The following is a 17354-nucleotide window of genomic DNA, read 5'->3' on the forward strand; positions in this document are numbered from 1 at the left end:
TGCGGTCAGCGTTTCTTGAGCGGGACGCCGTAGAGTTCCATGCGGTGGCCCTTGAGCCGGTAGCCGAGTTTTTCGGCAATCTTTTCTTGTAGCGCCTCGATGTCGGGGTCGACGAATTCGATCACTTCGCCGCTGTTGAGGTCGATCAGGTGATCGTGGTGTTCGCGTTCCGCGTCCTCGTAGCGGGCGCGGCCGTCACCGAAATCGACCCGTTCGAGGATGCCCGCCTCTTCGAAGAGTTTCACGGTGCGATAGACCGTGGCGATCGAGATGTTCGGATCGCGCGCCGAGGCGCGGGCATAGAGGTCTTCTACGTCCGGGTGATCGGTCGCGCTGTCGAGCACATCCGCGATGGTGCGGCGCTGTTCGGTCATGCGCAGGCCTTTGGCGGCGCAGCGTTCGGCGATGGTGTCTGTCATGGGCCCGGCGTGATTTGTCTGGGGGTCTTATTAGGCAATGCCGCGCGCGAGGCCAAGCCTCGAACGCGCCGGGCGCGCAGGACGTAGAGCGCAAGGGTGAGCACGACAATTGCACCGCCGATGAGCATGCGGTGCGAGGGCGCCTCTCCGGTGCCGATCCAGACCCAGAGCGGGGCGAGCACGGTTTCCAGCAGCAAAAGCAGGCTGACATTGGCGGCGGCGGTGTGGCGGGAGGCCTGACTGAGGGCGAAGAAGGACAGCGGCAGGACGACGATGCTGGCGGTGAGGATGGCCCAGAGGGTGCCGTCGGTCATCTGCGCCGGGCCGGTGACGATCCAGCCTGCGGTGCCGGCGATCAGCGCGCCGATTCCGATTGCCGGGAGCAGCGGCAGGTCGGGGTTGTGGCGCAGGGTGACGAAGTTGAGCGCCAGCGCGAGGGCCACGCCAAGGCCGCAGGCGGCCCCCGCCAGCGAGGCGGTGTCCAGCGCCGCCGCGCCGGTGTCGGTGACGGCATAGCCCAGCCCCGCCAACACCAGCGCGATGGCGACCCATGTGGCGGTCGAGGTGGATTCGCCATGCAATATGCGGGCCAGCAGGGCCGACCAGACCGGCACCGTCGCCACCCCCAGCAGGACCGGGGCCACCGGCGAGACGGCGATGCCCACCGGGAACAGCGTGGCGTTGAGCGCGTGGCAGAGGATCACCATCGCGGCGGTCGGGCCTGCGAGGCGGCGCAACTCTGTGCGCGGGGCGCGGGTTGTGAGGCCCCATGCGATCATGAAGATCGCGCCCATGCACAGCCCGCGCCAGCCGAGCATCTGGAACCCGTCCATGCCGGAGAGACGCAACAACAGCGCGTCCGGTGTCAGGATAAGCGCCCCGGCCAGGGCAAGGCCGAGGCCGAAGGCGGGAGAGCGCGGCACGACGCGCGCCTCAGGCGTAGAGTGGTTGCAGGCCCATCTGCATGTGCAGCATGTTCACCACCGCCTCATCCAGCTGCATCGCCCTGGCCAGCCGGTCGAGGTATTGCGCCTCTTCCTGGGTGTCGACGCGGATGGTCATGAGCGAGGCGGAATAGACCTGCATGCGCTGCGCCTCGGGGACGTCGGAGGCCAGCGCCTCGGGGTCGACGGGGGCGGCAAGCTGGGCCTTGATGAACGCCCGGTCCGACGGCTCGGCATCGTCGCCGAGGGTTTCGAGGATCTTTGCCTGTTCGGCGCGGTCGATGTCGCCGTCGCTTTTGGCGGCCTGAATCATCGCGCGCAGCATCAGCCCTGCGGCCTCTTCGGCCTCTGGCGGGGCGGCCTGCGCGGTCATTGCGTTCAGCAGTCCGGATGCGCCCTGACCCTGTGCGCTGGCGGTGGTGCCCGCCATGGCGGCGAACATGCCCGCCATGCCGGTGCCGCCCGCGCCCAGTTGCGACAGGAGGCCCTCACCCTTGCCGGTGCCCGCGCGACCCATGATCGCCGACAGGTCGAGGCCACCGGACTGGAGCGATTTCATCATGTCCGCCATCGGGTTGGCGGCACCCGAGGCACCGCCGGACATGCCACCCATAGCGCCCATGCCACCCTTTTGCATGGCCTCCATCATCTCTTGCATGCCGCCGCCCTCCGGCATCTGACCGCCCATGAGCTTGCCCATCTGCGCCTGAAGCGAGGCGGCCTGAGTTTTGGCTGGCACTTGCGCGCCGCCCCCCAGCAGCGCCCCCATCCCCTGACCGCCCGAAAGCCTGTCGACGCCGCGTGCGGCGGCGTATCCGATGGCCACCTTGGCCAGTGTTCCCATGAGACCCATTTGACGTTTCCTCCTTGGCGGTGCTGCATTGCGACCGACTGTGGCAGAAGAACGGGCCTTCGCACAGGGGAAGTATCCGCACAAAGTATCGGTCGCCTGATGTCGTTGCCGGATTGACCTTACGGGTGCGCGGGTGTCCAAGGAGCCATGGAACGCAAGCAACAGATGGACCTCGCCGGGGCGGTGGGGATGGTGGTTTTCGCCACGATGCTGGCCTTTAACCAAGTGGCGATCAAGTTCACCAACGATGGCTTTGGCCCGATTTTTGCCGCCGGGGTGCGGTCTTTGCTGGCGCTGGCGGTGCTGGCGCTGTGGATTCGGTTCAGCGGGCGGCGGGTTGGCGGGCTGCGGCACACGCTGTGGCCGGGGCTGATGCTGGGCCTGCTGTTCAGCGTAGAGTTCATTTTCCTGTTTCTGGCGCTGGATCTGACCAGTGTCTCACGCGCGTCGATCACCTTTTACGCGATGCCGGTCTGGCTGGCGCTGGTGGCGCATTTCACCCTGCCGGGTGAGGCGCTGTCGCCGCGCCGCGCCTTGGGGCTGGTGCTGGCGATGACGGGTGTGGCCTGGGCGCTGGCGAACCCCGAGAGCCGGGGCGCGGGCGATTTCCGGGGTGATATACTGGCGCTGCTGGCGTCCTGGTCCTGGGCGGGAATCGCGCTGACAGTGCGGCTGACGCGGGTGTCGGAGCTGCCCGCCGAGGGGCAGTTGTTTTGGCAACTGGCGGTCTCGGCGGTGGTGCTTTGCGCGGTGTCGCCGCTGTTCGGGCCGCTGCTGCGCGAACCGGACGCGCTCAGCCTGTTCGGGCTGGGCTTTGGCGTGTTGGTCGCTTCATTGGGGTTCTTGTTCTGGCTGCGGCTGATGGGGATTTATCCGGCCTCTGACATCGCCTCTTTCAGCTTTCTGTCGCCGGTGATGGCGGTGGCGTTTGGCTGGATGATCTTTGACGAGCCTGTGGGGCTGGGGTTCCTCGGCGCGCTGGTTCTGGTGGGCGTCGGGATCGTGCTGATCAACCGGCGGCGCAAGAGCCGGAAAGACCCGGTGGTTCCGGCACCCTGATTCGGGTTCCCTAAGGTCTGCGGCCCTGTCAGGTGCCGCAGAAGGTGGCGCGGACGCGTTCGTCCTGTGCCGGGGGGCGGCGCAGATCGGCGGTGGCGTCATTGGCGGCGAAAGGTGTCGCAAGGGCTGCGTTCAGCCGGTGAAACGGCGCGTCGTCGCCTGCGACCGCTGCCTCGATCATCTGTTCGATGCGGTGATTGCGCGGGATCAGCACCGGGTTCACCGCGCGCATCAGGGTTTGCGGGTCGTCTTCCGATTCAAGGCGGGTTGTCCAGCGCGTCTGCCACGCGTCAAAGGCGGCGCGGTCGGTGAACTGGTCGCGTGCGTCCCCTTCGGCCAGCGCGCGGAAGGTGTTTGTGAAATCGGCGTTATTCTCATGCATCAGCACCAGCAGGTCGCCGATCAGGGTCAGATCCTCCTCTGAGGCCTCGGCCAGTCCGATTTTCTGCCCAAAGCGGTGACGCCAGTGCTGGCGCAGCATGTCGGGCATGGTGTGGATGGCTTTGGTGAAATCCTCAACCGCCTTGTCGGTGTCGGGCATCAGCGGCACCAGTGCGGTGGCCAGTTGCGCCATGTTCCAGACGATGATGTCGGCCTGTGCCGCGTAGCCGTAGCGCCCGAAACGGTCGATGGAACTGAACACCGTGTCGGGGTCATAGCTGTCCATAAAGGCGCAGGGGCCATAGTCGATGGTTTCGCCCGACAGGGCGCAGTTGTCGGTGTTCATGACACCGTGGATAAAGCCCACGGCCATCCAGCGGGTGACCAGATCGGCCTGCCGTTCCATGACGGCGGTGAGCAGGTCCAGCGGGTCTTTGGCGTGCGGATAGTGGCGGTCGACCGTGTAGTCGAACAGTGTTTGCAGGCGGTCGGTGTCGCGCTGCGCGGCAAAGACCTGAAAGGTGCCGACGCGGATATGGCTTTGCGCCACGCGGGTCAGGATGGCACCGGGCAGGGGGCGTTCGCGGATGACGTCCTGTCCGGTGCGGATCGCCGCCAGAGCGCGGGTGGTGGGGATGCCAAGGGCGTGCATCGCCTCTGACACCACGTATTCGCGCAGCACCGGGCCCAGCCATGCGCGGCCATCGCCCCGGCGGGAAAACGGGGTCGGGCCAGAGCCTTTGAGTTGAATGTCGCGGCGGATGCCGTCGGTGCCGATAACCTCACCCAGCAACAGGGCGCGGCCATCGCCAAGCTGCGGGTTGAACTGGCCGAATTGGTGGCCTGCGTAAAGCTGGGCCAGAGGTTCTGCCCCCTCGGGGAGCGCGTTGCCGCCCAGCAGCGCCGCCAGCGCCGGGTCGTCCGCGCCGGTGATGCCCAGCAGGGCGGCCAGATCGCTGTTGAAGGCAACGGTGCTGGGGGCCTTGACCGGGGTCGGCCCCTGACGGGCAAAGAAGCCATCGGGCAGGCGGGCGTAGGAATTGTCAAAGGGGATGTGCAGGGTCATGCCCCCGATATAGGCGGGGCGGCTGCGTCGCGCCAGCGGCACGGGTGGAATTCTGCCGTTGGCGGGTTACAGAACGCGCGACATGAACAGGTATTGGTCACGCTGTTTGAACCGGGCGCGGCCGTAAAAGCGGTGGGCGCGGTCGTCCTGTCGGTCGACCTCAAGGTGCAGGGCGCGCACGCCTGCCGGTTTCATCGCCTTGGCGATGCCGTCCAGCGCCTCCAGCCCCATGCCGCGGCCACGCACGGCGGGGCGGATATACAGTTCGTCCACGATGGCATCCAGCCCGCCGAATTCCACCGACCAGCCAAAGGTGAGCACGATGTAGCCCACCGGCGCGCGGCGCGGGCCAACCAGCCAGACCGCCCCATGGGGCGATCCGCTCAGCAACGGGGCGATGGCCCCGGTGCGATGTTCCTCGGTGGTGTCAAAGCCCATTTCGGTGTGAAAGGCGGCCACAAGGGCCAGCAGCTTGTCGGCGTCGTCCTCACCCGCCAGATGAAGCGATTTCATAGACGTGCCAGTCTTTCCGTCAGCAGGGTGAAAAAACCGTCCGCGTCGATGTCGCCCATGAAGGTGGCGTTGGGCGCGCGGTCGGTGACGTGCCACCAGTCGGCGACGGTCATGCCGCGTGTCAGGTCTGATTGCGTCTCGATCTCGACGTTGACGAAGCGTCCGGTGAAAAGGCCGGGCCGGATCAGGTAGGCGGTGACGCAGGGGTCGTGCAGGGGCGCGCCGTCCGAGCCGTATTTCTCTTTGTCGAAGCGTTCGAAGAAATCGGTCATCTGGGCGACCGCATGGCCGACATCGGTGCCCAGTGCGCGGAACGCCTCGTTCCGGGCGGTTGTCACCAGTGCCTTATGGGTGACGTCCAGCGGCATGACGGTGATCGGCGCGCCGCATTTGAACACGATGTCCGCGGCTTCGGGATCGACGTAGATGTTGAATTCGGCGGCGGGGGTGATGTTGCCGACCTCGAAATAGGCCCCGCCCATCAGCACGATCTCACCGATGCGGGCGGCGATGTCGGGGGCTTTTTGCAGCGCGGTGGCGATATTGGTCAGCGGCCCCAGCGGGCACAGCGTCACGGTGCCCGGCGGCCGCGCGCGCAGGGTGTCGATGATGAAATCGACGGCGTGCCGGTCCTGAACGGGCATGGTCGGCTCTGGCAGGTCGGGCCCGTCAAGGCCGGTCTTGCCGTGGACGTGTTCGGCGGTGACGAGTGTATGGGCCAGCGGACGGTCGCAACCGGCGTAGATCGGCGTGTCGGGCTTGCCCGCCAGTTCACAGACCTTGCGGGCGTTGAGGGTGGTCAGCGCCAGCGGCACGTTGCCCGCGACGGAGGTGATTCCCAGAACCTCGATCTCTTCGGGGGAGGCCAGCGCCAACAGGATGGCGACGGCGTCGTCCTGACCGGGATCGGTGTCGATGATGATCTTTTTCGGGGCCATCCGGGATCTCCTGCCTGCTGCCGGAGGAGTGGCACGCAGGGCAGGGCGGTGCAAGGCGGATCGCTGCGTCGGCAAGGGATTGCCGGGGGGTGTCGGGCGGGAGTGGCGCGACGGCGGTCAGGCCGAGCAGCTTGCCCCGCCCAATACGCAGAATTTGGCGCAATGGGGGTGGTTCAGGGGCACGACGGCCTCTGCCTGTTCCAGCGTCTCGCCCATATCGAACTGCGGATCATATGGCAGCAGGGTGCAGGCCACGACCGAGGGGCTGGCCGCGCCTTTGCGTTTGACCACCATGCGCGAGGAGGCGCACATCACGTCCTTGGGCGATTTGCCAAGAATGTCCCAGCAGTCGGTTGTGATCTCGGGGACTTCGACGGTCATGTCCATTTCCGGGAACAGCACGCATTGGCCGGGGTCGGCGGCGTCGATGGCAAAGCCTTCGGCCTTGAACAGGCGGGCAAACCCGGCGCGGGCGTCGGCTTCGGCTTCGTTCCACATGCTGCGGCCCGCCACGGCCATGGCGATGCCCGCGTCGCGCAGCCAGCGCATGCCCTCTATCGTCTTGTCGAAGGTGCCGGTGCCGCGTTCGGCGTCGTGGTTGCCGGGCGACCAATGGTCGAGCGAGATACGCAGGGTGAGTCGGTCCGCGTGCCGGGCCTGCAAGGCCTCCAGCCCCGCGCGCATTGCCGGGCGCATCATCGGGCGCATGGCGTTGGTCAGGATCAGCACCCGGTAGCCGCGTTCCAGACAGCGGCCCGCCATTTCGATCATCTGCGGATTCATGAAAGGCTCACCGCCGGTAAACCCGATCTCGGTCACGCCCCAGTTCCGGGCGTTGAGCTGATCAAGGTACGATGAGACCTCATCGGCGGTGATATAGACAAGGCTGTCGTTTTCCGGGGAGCTTTCGATGTAGCAATTCAGACAGGCGATGTTGCACAGCGTTCCGGTATTGAACCAGAGCGTTTGGGGATCGCTGAGCGCCACTGTGGCGCGCTTTTCACCCTTGGCGGTGAAGTTCGGATCTTTGAATTTGCCTTCGTTGGCGGCAACTGTGTCTTTCATTGAGCATCCTTCACGTCTGATTTACTGACGTAATGGGTTGGCCCTGATGGAACCAGACCCAAGGTTTTGCCTGACGCCATTGTGAAGCTTCACATGGATGTTAGACTTTCACCTGAACATGGGTTATGCGGAGCGCGACAAGGGTCGTTAGCGCTAACGGTGGGTGCCGGAGCGGCACAGGCGACCAAACAGGAAAGGCACGGGACTCATGGTTTCACGCGTTATTCCGGTCGAGCCTTTCGACCTGGTAATCTTTGGGGCGACGGGCGATCTGGCCCGCCGCAAGATCCTGCCGGGCCTGTTCCGGCGCTATTGCAGCGGACAGATGCCCGAGGATGCGCGCATTCTGGGCGCGGCCCGCAGCGAAATGGACACCGCGGGCTTTCGCCAGTTGGTGGCCGATGCGGTGGCCGAATTCGGTGGCGGGCGGCACTGCGAGGATGGCACGCTGGAGCAGTTCCTTGAGCGGGTCGATTATGAGGCCGTCGATGCCATGGGCGATGGCGGCTGGGAGGCGCTGAAAGGCCATCTGCGCGACGGGATTGTGCGCGCCTTCTATTTCTCCGTCGCGCCGTCGCTGTTTGGCGCGCTGGCGGAGCGGCTGCGGCATTTCGCTTTGGCCGACGATGACAGCCGGGTGGTGGTGGAAAAGCCTTTTGGTCACGATCTGGCCAGCGCCAAGGCGCTGAACGCCACGCTGCGCCAGCATTTCGCCGAGGATCAGATTTACCGAATCGATCATTATCTGGGCAAGGAAACCGTGCAGAACCTGATGGCGGTGCGGTTTGGCAATATGCTGTTCGAGCCGCTGTGGAACGCGCAATATGTCGATCACATCCAGATCACCGTGGCCGAAACCGTCGATGTGGGCGGGCGCGGCGGCTATTACGACAAATCCGGCGCGATGCGGGACATGGTGCAGAACCATCTGATGCAGTTGTTGTGCCTGATCGCGATGGAGCCGCCCGCGCGGTTTGAGCCCGATTCCGTGCGCGACGAAAAGCTCAAGGTGATCCGCGCGCTGGACCCGGTGGACTATCACCACATCGTGCGCGGGCAATACGATGCCGACGACACCCAGCCGGGCTATCGGGCGCATGTGGACAACCCGCGGTCGACCACCGAAAGCTTTGTGGCGATGAAATGCCATATCTCGAACTGGCGCTGGGCGGGCACGCCGTTTTATCTGCGCACCGGCAAAAAGCTGCGCGGGCGCACAAGCGAGATCGCAGTGGTGTTCAAGGACGCGCCGCACTCGATCTTTGATTCGGAGTCCGGGCGGCATCGCAACGTGCTGTCGATCCGGTTGCAGCCGAATGAGGGCATGACGCTGGATGTCACCATCAAGGAACCGGGGCCGGGCGGCATGCGTCTGGTCGATGTGCCGCTGGACATGTCCTTTGCCGAGGCGCTGGGCCCGGAGGCCGAAGATGTGCCCGACGCCTATGAGCGGTTGATCATGGACGTGATCCGGGGCAATCAGACCCTGTTCATGCGCGGAGACGAGGTCGAGGCGGCCTGGGCCTGGACCGATCCGATCATCGCCGGCTGGCAAAGCCGGGGCGACGTGCCCAAGCCCTATGACGCGGGCACGGCGGGGCCGGAAGACGCGCTGATGCTGATGCACCGGGACGGACGCCGGTGGCGGGAGATCCGGGCGTAACAGGGAAGGCCTGTCATGAGTTATGAATTCGTCGAGTATCAGGACCGCGAAATGCTGGTCATTGACCTCGCCAACCAGTTGGCCGGGGACCTGCGCGCGGCCTTGGGACACGAGGACCGCGTGGCGTTTGCCGTGCCGGGCGGCACCTCGCCCGGGCCGGTGTTCGATCACCTCTGTGCGGCGGATCTGGACTGGTCGCGGGTGGACGTTCTGCTGACGGACGAACGCTGGGTGCCCGAAGACAGCCCGCGGTCAAACACGGGGTTGCTGCGCGAGCGGCTGTTGGTGGATCGCGCCGCCAAGGCGCGTTATCTGCCGCTATACGCCGATGCGCCGCAGCCCGAGGGCGCGCTGGATGCGCTGGCCGCGCCGATTGCTCAGGAACTGCCGCTGGCGGTTGTCTTACTGGGCATGGGCGCGGACATGCACACGGCCTCGATCTTTCCGGGTGCGGATCTGCTGCAAGAGGCGCTGTCGTCAAAGGCGCCGATTCTGTTGCCGATGCGCGCGCCCGGCGCGCCGGAGCCGCGCATCACGCTGACCGCGCCGGTGCTGAACGGCGCGATGAAGAAACACGTTCTGATCTATGGCGCGGACAAGCGCGCGGTGCTGGAGGCGGCGCGCGGGAAACCGCCCGTCGAGGCCCCGATCAACGCGGTTCTCACCGATGCCGTGGTGCATTGGGCCGCCTGACGGCGGCGGATCACCGTAACGCTGTGACGTGCCGCCCGCACATGGGCGGCCAGACGGAATGAAGAGCACCGCCAACAGGGCGGGCAAGGGGGCACGATGTTCGAAGATCTCAAGGCACTGGCAGCCGCGCAGGGCGATCGCCGGATCGAGGCGCTGTTCGAAGACACCGGCCGCGCGGAGGCGTTCAGCCTCGCGGCGGAGGGTCTGTTGTTCGACTATTCCAAGACGCAGATCGACGACAAGGCGCGCGCGGCCCTGCTGGCGCTGGCCGAGACGCGCGACGTGGCGGTCCGGCGCGACGCCATGTTCGGCGGCGAAAAGATCAACGAGACCGAGGGGCGGGCGGTGCTTCACACCGCGTTGCGCAATCTTGATGGCGCGACGGTCAAGGTGGACGGCGTGGATGTGATGCCGCCGGTGCTGGAGACGCTGGGCCGGATGGAGACGCTGGCGGATGAGATCCGTGGCTCTGAGATCACCGACGTTGTGAATATCGGCATCGGTGGGTCGGACCTTGGTCCGGTCATGGCGGTGCTGGCGCTGGCCCCCTATCACGACGGGCCGCGCACGCATTTTGTGTCCAACGTCGACGGCGCGGATATCACCGACACGCTGAAGGCCTGCAATCCGGCAACGACGCTGTTCATCGTCGCCTCCAAGACGTTTACCACCATCGAGACCCTGACCAACGCCCGCAGCGCCAAGGCGTGGCTGGCCGAGAATGGCGTGTCGGACACGGGCAAGTTTGTGGCCCTGTCGTCGAACCTTGAAAAAGCGGCAGAGTTCGGCATCCCGGCGGAACGAGTCTTTGGGTTCGAGGACTGGGTTGGCGGACGCTATTCGGTCTGGGGGCCGATTGGCCTGTCGCTGATGCTGGCGGTGGGGCCGGAAAACTTCCGCGCCTTCCTGACCGGCGGCATGAAGATGGACCGGCATTTCCAGTCCGCGCCTTTGGCCGAAAACCTGCCGGTGCTGTTGGCACTGGTGGGCATCTGGCACAATCAGGTGCTGGGCCATGCGTCGCGGGTGGTGCTGCCCTATGACAACCGGCTGATGCGGCTGCCCGCCTACCTGCAACAGCTTGAGATGGAGAGCAACGGCAAGGGCGTCAGCATGGACGGTGCCGATCTGCCCTATAACTCTGGCCCCGTGGTCTGGGGAGAGCCGGGCACCAACGGCCAACACGCCTTTTACCAGTTGATCCATCAGGGCACGCGGGTGATCCCGGCAGAGTTCCTCGTGGCGGCGCAGGGGCATGAGCCGGCGCTGAAGCATCACCACGCGTTGCTGGTCGCCAACTGCCTAGCGCAGTCCGAGGCGCTGATGCGTGGCCGGTCCCTGGATGAGGCGCGCGCCAAGGTTGCGGACAAGTTCGAGGGCGATGAGCTGGAGCGGCAGGCGCGGCACCGGGTGTTCCCCGGCAACCGCCCGTCCACCACGCTGATCTATCCGCTGCTGGACCCCGAGACGCTGGGCAAGATCGTGGCCCTGTATGAACACCGGGTGTTTGTCGAAGGGGTGATCCTTGGCATCAACTCTTTTGACCAGTGGGGCGTGGAACTGGGCAAGGAACTGGCCACCGCACTGGGGCCGATGGTGACAGGGGAACAGCCGGTTGACGGCAAGGATGGCTCAACCGCCCAATTGCTGCGGTTCGTGCATACGCACGGGCGCGGTTGAAGTTCCATCAATCGGAAAAAACTTTAACGGGAACGAAGGTGAAAAACGGCGCGTTTTCAAGGCAGATCGAACGAAACAAAGGAGATCGCCATGACACGCTTTTTGCTGACTGTCGCAACGACTGCCCTCGTTCCCGCTCTCGCGCTGGCGGAAAGCCACGCGACCGGTGACACCATGGACCCGGCCGCCGACCCGGCGCCGATGGAACAGGCCGACACGGCCGATCCGATGGCCACCGACGCGGACCCCAAGGCCACCGATATGGCCGAGGATGCAGATCCGGTTGCCCCCAAGATGGACGCGGACAAGATGGACACCGGGCATTCGATTGGCCTGATGGCCTCTGCCAAGGCTTCTGTGATTATCGGCTCGCCGATCTACACGCTGGCGACCGAAGTGCAGACCGACTGGGATCCGAACGTGGACTATACCACCGTTGCCGACGAATGGACGCGGATCGGGTCGGTCAACGACTTGGTTCTGGGCGAGGACGGCAAGATCACCGGTCTTGTGGCCGAGGTCGGCGGCTTCCTTGGGATGGGGGATACGCTGGTGCTGCTGCCGCTGGACCAGACCCGCATGGTCACTGTGGACGAGGCAAGCTATGCGGTCGTGACCCCGTATACCAGCGAGCAACTGACCGAGATGGAAAAGGTCGAGTGACCTGACAGACATGACTGCCAGCGCCCAGGGATTTTCCCTGGGCGTTTTGCGTTCTGGCGTCAGGTCGGAATATCAAAGCCCGGTGCGGCCAGTTCAAACCCGTCGAACCGAAACCCCGGCGAGACGGTGCAGCCGACCAGCGTCCAGTCTCCAAGGGTTTCGGCAGCCTGCCAATGGCCCGGTTCCACGCTGCCCTGCGGGCGTTGCCCGGCGGCCAGATCGGGGCCAAGGATCATGTCCTGACGCGGCCCGCTGTCGGTGGCCGCGCGCATCAGGCGCAGCGGCGCGCCGGAATAGTAATGCCAGATTTCCCCGGCATCGACGCGGTGCCAGTGGCTGCGCTCTGCCGCTTTCAACAGAAAATAGATGCAGGTTCCGGGCGAACGTCCGCCGTCCCCGGCGGCCTGCCATGTCTGGCGAAAATGCCCGCCCTCGGGGTGGGGCGTGAGGTCCAGCAGGGCGATGATCTCATCCGCGGTCATGCAACGTACGGTCCTCTGAGGTTTGGTTAACGCAGCAGGCGCACTTTTTGGCCATCGACAGAAAACCGAGCAGGAGAGACAAGATGTCGACTCTGACGACCGAAGTCCGCAGGATGGCTGAAGAAATCGTTGCCCGTGAGGGCGGCTATGTCAACGACCCCGACGATCCCGGCGGGGCGACGAAATACGGCGTGACGATCCACACCATGCGGCGGCTGGGCCTTGACCTGACCGGAGACGGGCGGGTGGATGCCGAAGACGTGCGCCAGATCACCCGCGATCAGGCGGTGACGATCTTTCTGACACATTATTTTGTGAAGCCGCGCATCGCGGAATTGCCGGGACCGCTGCATGAGACGGTGTTCGACATGTATGTGAACGCGGGCGGGAATGCGGTGAAGATCCTGCAACGCCTGCTGAAGCAGATGGGCGAAGAGGTCAGCGTGGACGGCGCGATTGGCCCGCAGACCATCGCCGCAACGGCGCGCGCCTATGGCAAGGCCCCCGCCCATATGGTCGACGCCTACGGCATCGCGCGGCGGAATTACTATTTCCGCATCGCTGACAATCGGCCCGCGTCGCGCAAATACGCGCGCACTCGGGCTGGCGGCAAGGGCGGCTGGATCAAGCGGGCCGAGGCGTTCATCTCGCCGCGATACCACATGTCGGAGGCCGAGTTTCACGCGCGGGTGGCGGCATGGGGCTGATCGGTCAACTTCTGGGGGCGCTGTTCGGCTCTGGCCGCAACGTGGTGGCCGAAACCGCAGAGGTGTTTCGCATCAACGCCGAGGCGCAGGCGCAGCGTGGCCACGACGCGCAGGGCGCGGCGCTGGCGCAGATGGCCGGAGAGTTCCGGGTGGTGCGGCGGGGCTGGTTCGACCGCTTCATGGATGCGCTGAACCGGGTGCCGCGCCCGGCGATGGCGCTGGGCACGCTGGGGCTTTTTGTGGCGGCGATGGTTGACCCGGTGTGGTTTGCGGCGCGCATGGCGGGCATCTCGCTGGTGCCAGAGCCGTTGTGGTGGCTTTTGGCGGCGATTGTCAGCTTTTACTTTGGCGCGCGCCATCATGCCAAGGGGCAGGATTTCCAGCGCGATCTGGCGGCGACCATGGCAGCGGTGCCGCAGGTGGTGAAGACGGTGCGCGACGTCGAGGCGCTGCGCGATGTGACGCCGGTGGGCGAGGCCCCGCTGGAACCGGCCGGTTTCGACCTGCCCGCCGACAACCCGGCGCTGGCGGATTGGCGCGACGGGCGCGGCTGAGCCCGGCGATACATTGCGACATTGTGATCTGATCCGCGGGCCGATTTCGATTGGCCCGCATTTTTCGCGGCCCTATAGTCCGGCTCATGATTACAGAGCTCGGACATTTCGCCCTCATCCTGGCCTTTCTGGTCTCGATCGTTCAAATGGTCATGCCAATGATCGGCGCGCACAAGCGTTGGCCGGGCTGGATGGCGGTCGGGGAACCGGCGGCAACGCTGCAATTCCTGCTGGTTGCGGCCAGTTTCGCGGCGCTGACCCACGCCTTTGTGGTCTCCGATTTCACGCTGCGGATCGTCTATGAGAACAGCCATTCCGACAAGCCGATGCTCTACAAGATCTCGGGCGTCTGGGGCAATCACGAAGGGTCCATGCTGCTTTGGGTGCTGATTCTGGCGCTGTTCGGGGCCTGCGCCGCATGGTTTGGCTCCAACGTGCCACCGACGCTGCGGGCACGGGTGCTGGCGGTCCAAAGCTCTGTCTCGGCGGCGTTTTACGCCTTTATCCTGTTCACCTCGAACCCGTTTCAGCGGTTGTCCGTCGCTCCGATCAACGGCACCGACCTCAACCCGCTGTTGCAGGACCCCGGTTTGGCCTTTCACCCGCCGTTCCTGTACCTTGGCTATGTCGGGCTTTCGATCTGCTTCAGCTTTGCGGTTGCCGCGCTGATCGAGGGGCGCGTTGACGCGGCTTGGGGGCGCTGGGTGCGGCCCTGGACGCTGGCGGCGTGGATCTTTCTGACCATCGGCATCGCGCTGGGATCGTGGTGGGCCTACTATGAGCTGGGCTGGGGCGGTTTCTGGTTCTGGGATCCGGTGGAAAATGCCTCTTTCATGCCTTGGCTCTTTGCCGCCGCGCTGCTGCATTCCGCCATCGTGGTGGAAAAGCGCGAGTCGCTCAAAAGCTGGACGATCCTGCTGGCGATCCTTGCCTTCGGGTTCTCGCTGATCGGGACGTTCATTGTGCGGTCGGGCCTGCTGACCAGCGTGCATGCCTTTGCCAACGACCCGGTGCGCGGCAAGTTCATCCTGTATATCCTGCTGTTCTTCACCGGCGGTGCCCTCACGCTGTTCGCGGCGCGGGCGCAGGCGATGGAGGCGAAAGGCGTCTTTGGCGTCGTCAGCCGCGAAAGCGCGCTGGTGGCGAACAACATCCTGCTGGCGGTGTCCAGCTTGGTGGTTTTCGTCGGCACCATGTGGCCCTTTATGGCGGAGATGATGTTCGACCGGAAGCTGTCGGTCGGTGCGCCGTTCTTCAACATGGCCTTTACGCCTTTCATGGTGGTGCTGGGACTGATCATGCCCATCGGCGCGATGATCAGCTGGAAACGGGGCAAGCTGGGCCGGGTGTTCCGGGCGTTGCTGCCTGCCTTCGGGCTGGCCGTGGCGCTGATGGGGCTGGTCTGGGCGATGCAGACCGGTCGCAGTCTGATGGGGCCGATTGGTGTTTTCCTTGGCACATGGCTGGTCGCGGGGGCGGCCACCGACCTGATCAGCCGCACCGGCCAGAACCGCGACCTGTCGCGTCTGTTCCGGCTGCCGCGCTCTGAATGGGGCAAGGCGGTGGCGCATTCGGGCCTTGGCGTGACCATGCTGGGCATCGCCGGGATGCTGGCTTGGCAACAAGAGGACATCCGCGTTGCCAGTCTGAACGCCCCGTACGAGGTTGGTGCCTATGAGTTCACCCTGCAAGACGTGCAGCGCGTGCAGGGCCCCAACTATATTTCGACCATGGGGCAGGTGCTGGTCACCAAGGCGGGGCGCGAGGTTACCGTGCTTAGCCCCGAGAAACGCATCTACCCGGTGGCGCAGATGCCCACCACAGAGGCCGCCATCGACTATCGGTTCATGCGTGACGTCTATGTGGTGATCGGCGATGCGCAGGACGGCGGCGGCTGGGTCATGCGGGTCTATATCAAGCCGCTGGCGAACTGGATCTGGGGCGGGGCCATCCTGATGGCGCTTGGCGGCGGCCTGAGCCTCAGCGACCGTCGCTACCGGATCGCGGCGGGCGCGCGCAAGGCGGCCCCGGTGCAGGGGGTGCCTGCGGAATGAGGCGGTTGCGGCGCTACATCCTTGGGTGTGTCCTTGCCTTGGTTTCGACCGTGGGGATGGCGGTGCAGCCCGACGAGGTGTTGGACGATCCGGCGCTGGAGGCGCGGGCCCGCGATATCTCGGCGGGGCTGCGCTGTCTGGTCTGCCAGAACGAGAGCATCGACGAAAGCAACGCCTCGCTGGCGAAAGACCTGCGGCTGCTGGTGCGTGAACGTCTGCTGGCGGGCGACACGGACGCGGAGGTGGTGGCCTTTATCGTCGATCGCTACGGCGAGTTTGTCCTGCTGAAGCCCACGACCGGCGGCTGGAACTGGCTGCTCTGGGCCACTGGTCCGGGGCTGTTCGTGATCGCGCTGGGGATGGGCATTGTCTATATTCGTCGCCGCGGCCAGATGCCCGCAGGCGGAGAGGCGGGGCTGAGCACGGATGAGCAAAAGCGGCTGGATGAGTTGCTGAAAGACTAGGCCGGGCGGTCTCAGGCAGGCGCGCCCATCTGTTTCGCCACAAACCATTGCGTCCCGCAGGGCGCGCGAAAACCGCCGCGCCGGTCGCCATCGCCTTTTTCCATCATCGGTTGGATCTCTGTCGCGCCCTGCGCCAATGCGCGCGCAAAGGCGGCGTCGGGATCGGGCAGGTAGAGATGGATCATCGCATCCGCGCCGCCCTCGGCCCCGCCCATCATCAAGACGGTATCGCCGATCCGGCATTCAGCGTGCATGATGCGGTCGCCGTCGTGGATGACACGCAGACGGGTGGCGCCAAAGACCGCCTCGCAGAATCGCAAGGTCGCCTCGGGATCGGACAGGATCAGGTAGGGGGACAGATCGGTATAGCCGTCGGGTTTGTAGGTCATGGCCAGAGCATGGCAGAGGGCGGGGCGCGTGGTCAACGCTTGCAATGGACCGGCGGGGCGTCCTCTGCTAAGACGCGGGTCAGGGTCCGCAGTTCACCCAGGCGTCGCCGTTTGCTAAACCTGCTTTTCCGACGGTTCCCATGGATTGCTTGCGCGATGCCCATGGACAAGGGCGACCCTCCAATCCCCGATCCGGGGAGGCGGTATCGGTGACGGAGCAAACCCATGTCGCGAGATCCCATATCCCTGACCATTCCGGACCTGTCCGGTTTTGCCAAAACCCTGCGGGCCGGGTTGGATAGCCCGCCCTCACATCTTGAGATGCTGGGGCTGATCGCCCGCGCGGCGGGTTTTCGAAACTACCAACATCTGCGCGCGCGATTGTCCGAGACCCCGCCCGAGCCTGTGGACGACAGGGCCGTGGCGCGGGCGGGACGATTTTTCGACGAAAAATCGCGCTTCACCGATTGGCCGGCAAAGACCAGCGTGCAGGGGTTGTGCCTCTGGGTGATCTGGGCGCAACTGCCGCCCGACACGATCTGGACCGAACGGCAGGTCAGCGGCGTGATCGACGGGCTCTGCACCTTTCGGGACGCGGCGCAGATCCGGCGCGCGATGATCGAGCACGGATTGCTGCGGCGCGAAAGGGACGGCAGCGCCTATGTGCGGGTCGAGCGCAAGCCGACGCCGGAGGCGCGGGCGCTGATCTCTCGGGTTCGGCATCTGTGACGCCGCGTTTGGCTTTGCCTTTCCGGGGGGAGCGATGT

General features: G+C 65.3%; 19 protein-coding genes. 10 read left to right on the plus strand and 9 right to left on the minus strand.

Going from position 1 to position 17354, the window contains the following annotated elements; genetic code table 11:
* Positions 1 to 5 precede the first annotated feature (5 nt).
* From ACN0S5_RS10620 to ACN0S5_RS10630, 3 genes are read right to left on the minus strand one after another with little or no spacing between them, the layout of a single operon-like run.
* Complete coding sequence (locus ACN0S5_RS10620; protein WP_417208162.1) at positions 6 to 419, minus strand: Fur family transcriptional regulator; 414 nt, start codon at positions 417 to 419, stop codon at positions 6 to 8.
* The gene (locus ACN0S5_RS10625) at positions 416 to 1342 is read right to left on the minus strand and encodes a DMT family transporter (protein WP_417208163.1); all 927 of its coding nucleotides are present in this window, start codon (positions 1340 to 1342) and stop codon (positions 416 to 418) included. The genes ACN0S5_RS10620 and ACN0S5_RS10625 overlap by 4 nt, the downstream gene beginning before the upstream one ends.
* 10 nt (positions 1343 to 1352) lie before the next feature.
* Positions 1353 to 2216 (minus strand): DUF533 domain-containing protein, encoded by an 864-nt coding sequence (locus tag ACN0S5_RS10630; RefSeq protein WP_417208164.1) that lies wholly within the window; start codon positions 2214 to 2216, stop codon positions 1353 to 1355.
* A gap of 147 nt (positions 2217 to 2363) precedes the next feature.
* Here ACN0S5_RS10630 and ACN0S5_RS10635 point away from each other — a divergent pair, with 147 nt between their 5' ends.
* Complete coding sequence (locus ACN0S5_RS10635) at positions 2364 to 3275, plus strand: DMT family transporter (RefSeq protein ID WP_417208165.1); 912 nt, start codon at positions 2364 to 2366, stop codon at positions 3273 to 3275.
* Positions 3276 to 3303: 28 nt separating this feature from the next.
* On the opposite strand, the gene ACN0S5_RS10640 is transcribed toward ACN0S5_RS10635, so the two are convergent.
* The 4 genes from ACN0S5_RS10640 to ACN0S5_RS10655 form a co-directional block, all read right to left on the minus strand.
* Positions 3304 to 4722, minus strand: a complete 1419-nt coding sequence (locus ACN0S5_RS10640) for a protein adenylyltransferase SelO (protein ID WP_417208418.1) — start codon at positions 4720 to 4722, stop codon at positions 3304 to 3306.
* Between the two features lie 66 nt (positions 4723 to 4788).
* Positions 4789 to 5235 (minus strand): GNAT family N-acetyltransferase, encoded by a 447-nt coding sequence (locus tag ACN0S5_RS10645; protein WP_417208166.1) that lies wholly within the window; start codon positions 5233 to 5235, stop codon positions 4789 to 4791.
* Positions 5232 to 6173, minus strand: coding sequence for a nucleoside hydrolase (locus ACN0S5_RS10650; RefSeq protein ID WP_417208167.1), 942 nt, complete (start codon positions 6171 to 6173; stop codon positions 5232 to 5234). Before ACN0S5_RS10650 ends, ACN0S5_RS10645 begins: the two co-directional genes overlap by 4 nt.
* 117 nt (positions 6174 to 6290) lie before the next feature.
* A complete protein-coding gene (locus tag ACN0S5_RS10655; RefSeq protein ID WP_417208168.1) occupies positions 6291 to 7238 on the minus strand; it encodes a radical SAM protein in 948 nt (315 codons plus the stop codon).
* 208 nt (positions 7239 to 7446) lie between these two features.
* Here ACN0S5_RS10655 and zwf point away from each other — a divergent pair, with 208 nt between their 5' ends.
* The 4 genes from zwf (at position 7447) to ACN0S5_RS10675 (ending at position 11937) form a co-directional block, all read left to right on the plus strand.
* The gene (gene zwf / locus ACN0S5_RS10660; protein WP_417208169.1) at positions 7447 to 8901 is read left to right on the plus strand and encodes a glucose-6-phosphate dehydrogenase; all 1455 of its coding nucleotides are present in this window, start codon (positions 7447 to 7449) and stop codon (positions 8899 to 8901) included.
* Positions 8902 to 8916: 15 nt separating this feature from the next.
* Positions 8917 to 9594, plus strand: coding sequence for a 6-phosphogluconolactonase (gene pgl / locus ACN0S5_RS10665; protein ID WP_417208170.1), 678 nt, complete (start codon positions 8917 to 8919; stop codon positions 9592 to 9594).
* A 96-nt stretch (positions 9595 to 9690) separates the two neighbouring features.
* Positions 9691 to 11274: a glucose-6-phosphate isomerase gene (gene pgi, locus ACN0S5_RS10670; RefSeq protein ID WP_417208171.1), complete on the plus strand. Its 1584-nt coding sequence runs from the start codon at positions 9691 to 9693 to the stop codon at positions 11272 to 11274.
* Between the two features lie 90 nt (positions 11275 to 11364).
* Positions 11365 to 11937 carry a PRC-barrel domain-containing protein gene (locus ACN0S5_RS10675; protein ID WP_417208172.1) on the plus strand — a complete coding sequence of 191 codons (573 nt, stop codon included), beginning with the start codon at positions 11365 to 11367 and terminating at the stop codon, positions 11935 to 11937.
* Between the two features lie 59 nt (positions 11938 to 11996).
* Here the strand turns inward: ACN0S5_RS10675 and ACN0S5_RS10680 are convergent, their stop codons facing one another.
* Positions 11997 to 12419 carry a cupin domain-containing protein gene (locus ACN0S5_RS10680; RefSeq protein ID WP_417208174.1) on the minus strand — a complete coding sequence of 141 codons (423 nt, stop codon included), beginning with the start codon at positions 12417 to 12419 and terminating at the stop codon, positions 11997 to 11999.
* A gap of 83 nt (positions 12420 to 12502) precedes the next feature.
* Here ACN0S5_RS10680 and ACN0S5_RS10685 point away from each other — a divergent pair, with 83 nt between their 5' ends.
* The 4 genes from ACN0S5_RS10685 (at position 12503) to ACN0S5_RS10700 (ending at position 16198) form a co-directional block, all read left to right on the plus strand.
* The gene (locus ACN0S5_RS10685) at positions 12503 to 13126 is read left to right on the plus strand and encodes a holin-associated N-acetylmuramidase (protein WP_417208176.1); all 624 of its coding nucleotides are present in this window, start codon (positions 12503 to 12505) and stop codon (positions 13124 to 13126) included.
* Entirely contained in the window at positions 13117 to 13680 is a 564-nt protein-coding gene (locus ACN0S5_RS10690) for a holin family protein (protein WP_417208178.1), read from the plus strand. Before ACN0S5_RS10685 ends, ACN0S5_RS10690 begins: the two co-directional genes overlap by 10 nt.
* 86 nt (positions 13681 to 13766) lie before the next feature.
* Positions 13767 to 15734 (plus strand): heme lyase CcmF/NrfE family subunit, encoded by a 1968-nt coding sequence (locus ACN0S5_RS10695; protein ID WP_417208180.1) that lies wholly within the window; start codon positions 13767 to 13769, stop codon positions 15732 to 15734.
* Positions 15731 to 16198 carry a cytochrome c-type biogenesis protein CcmH gene (locus tag ACN0S5_RS10700; RefSeq protein ID WP_417208181.1) on the plus strand — a complete coding sequence of 156 codons (468 nt, stop codon included), beginning with the start codon at positions 15731 to 15733 and terminating at the stop codon, positions 16196 to 16198. Before ACN0S5_RS10695 ends, ACN0S5_RS10700 begins: the two co-directional genes overlap by 4 nt.
* 11 nt (positions 16199 to 16209) lie before the next feature.
* Here ACN0S5_RS10700 and ACN0S5_RS10705 read toward each other — a convergent pair whose 3' ends face one another.
* Positions 16210 to 16587, minus strand: a complete 378-nt coding sequence (locus ACN0S5_RS10705) for a VOC family protein (protein ID WP_417208182.1) — start codon at positions 16585 to 16587, stop codon at positions 16210 to 16212.
* A gap of 225 nt (positions 16588 to 16812) precedes the next feature.
* Here ACN0S5_RS10705 and ACN0S5_RS10710 point away from each other — a divergent pair, with 225 nt between their 5' ends.
* The gene (locus ACN0S5_RS10710; protein ID WP_417208183.1) at positions 16813 to 17316 is read left to right on the plus strand and encodes a DUF2087 domain-containing protein; all 504 of its coding nucleotides are present in this window, start codon (positions 16813 to 16815) and stop codon (positions 17314 to 17316) included.
* Positions 17317 to 17354 lie beyond the last annotated feature (38 nt).

The sequence above is a fragment of the Antarctobacter sp. genome (assembly GCF_048262615.1).
Taxonomy (GTDB): Bacteria; Pseudomonadota; Alphaproteobacteria; order Rhodobacterales; family Rhodobacteraceae; genus Antarctobacter.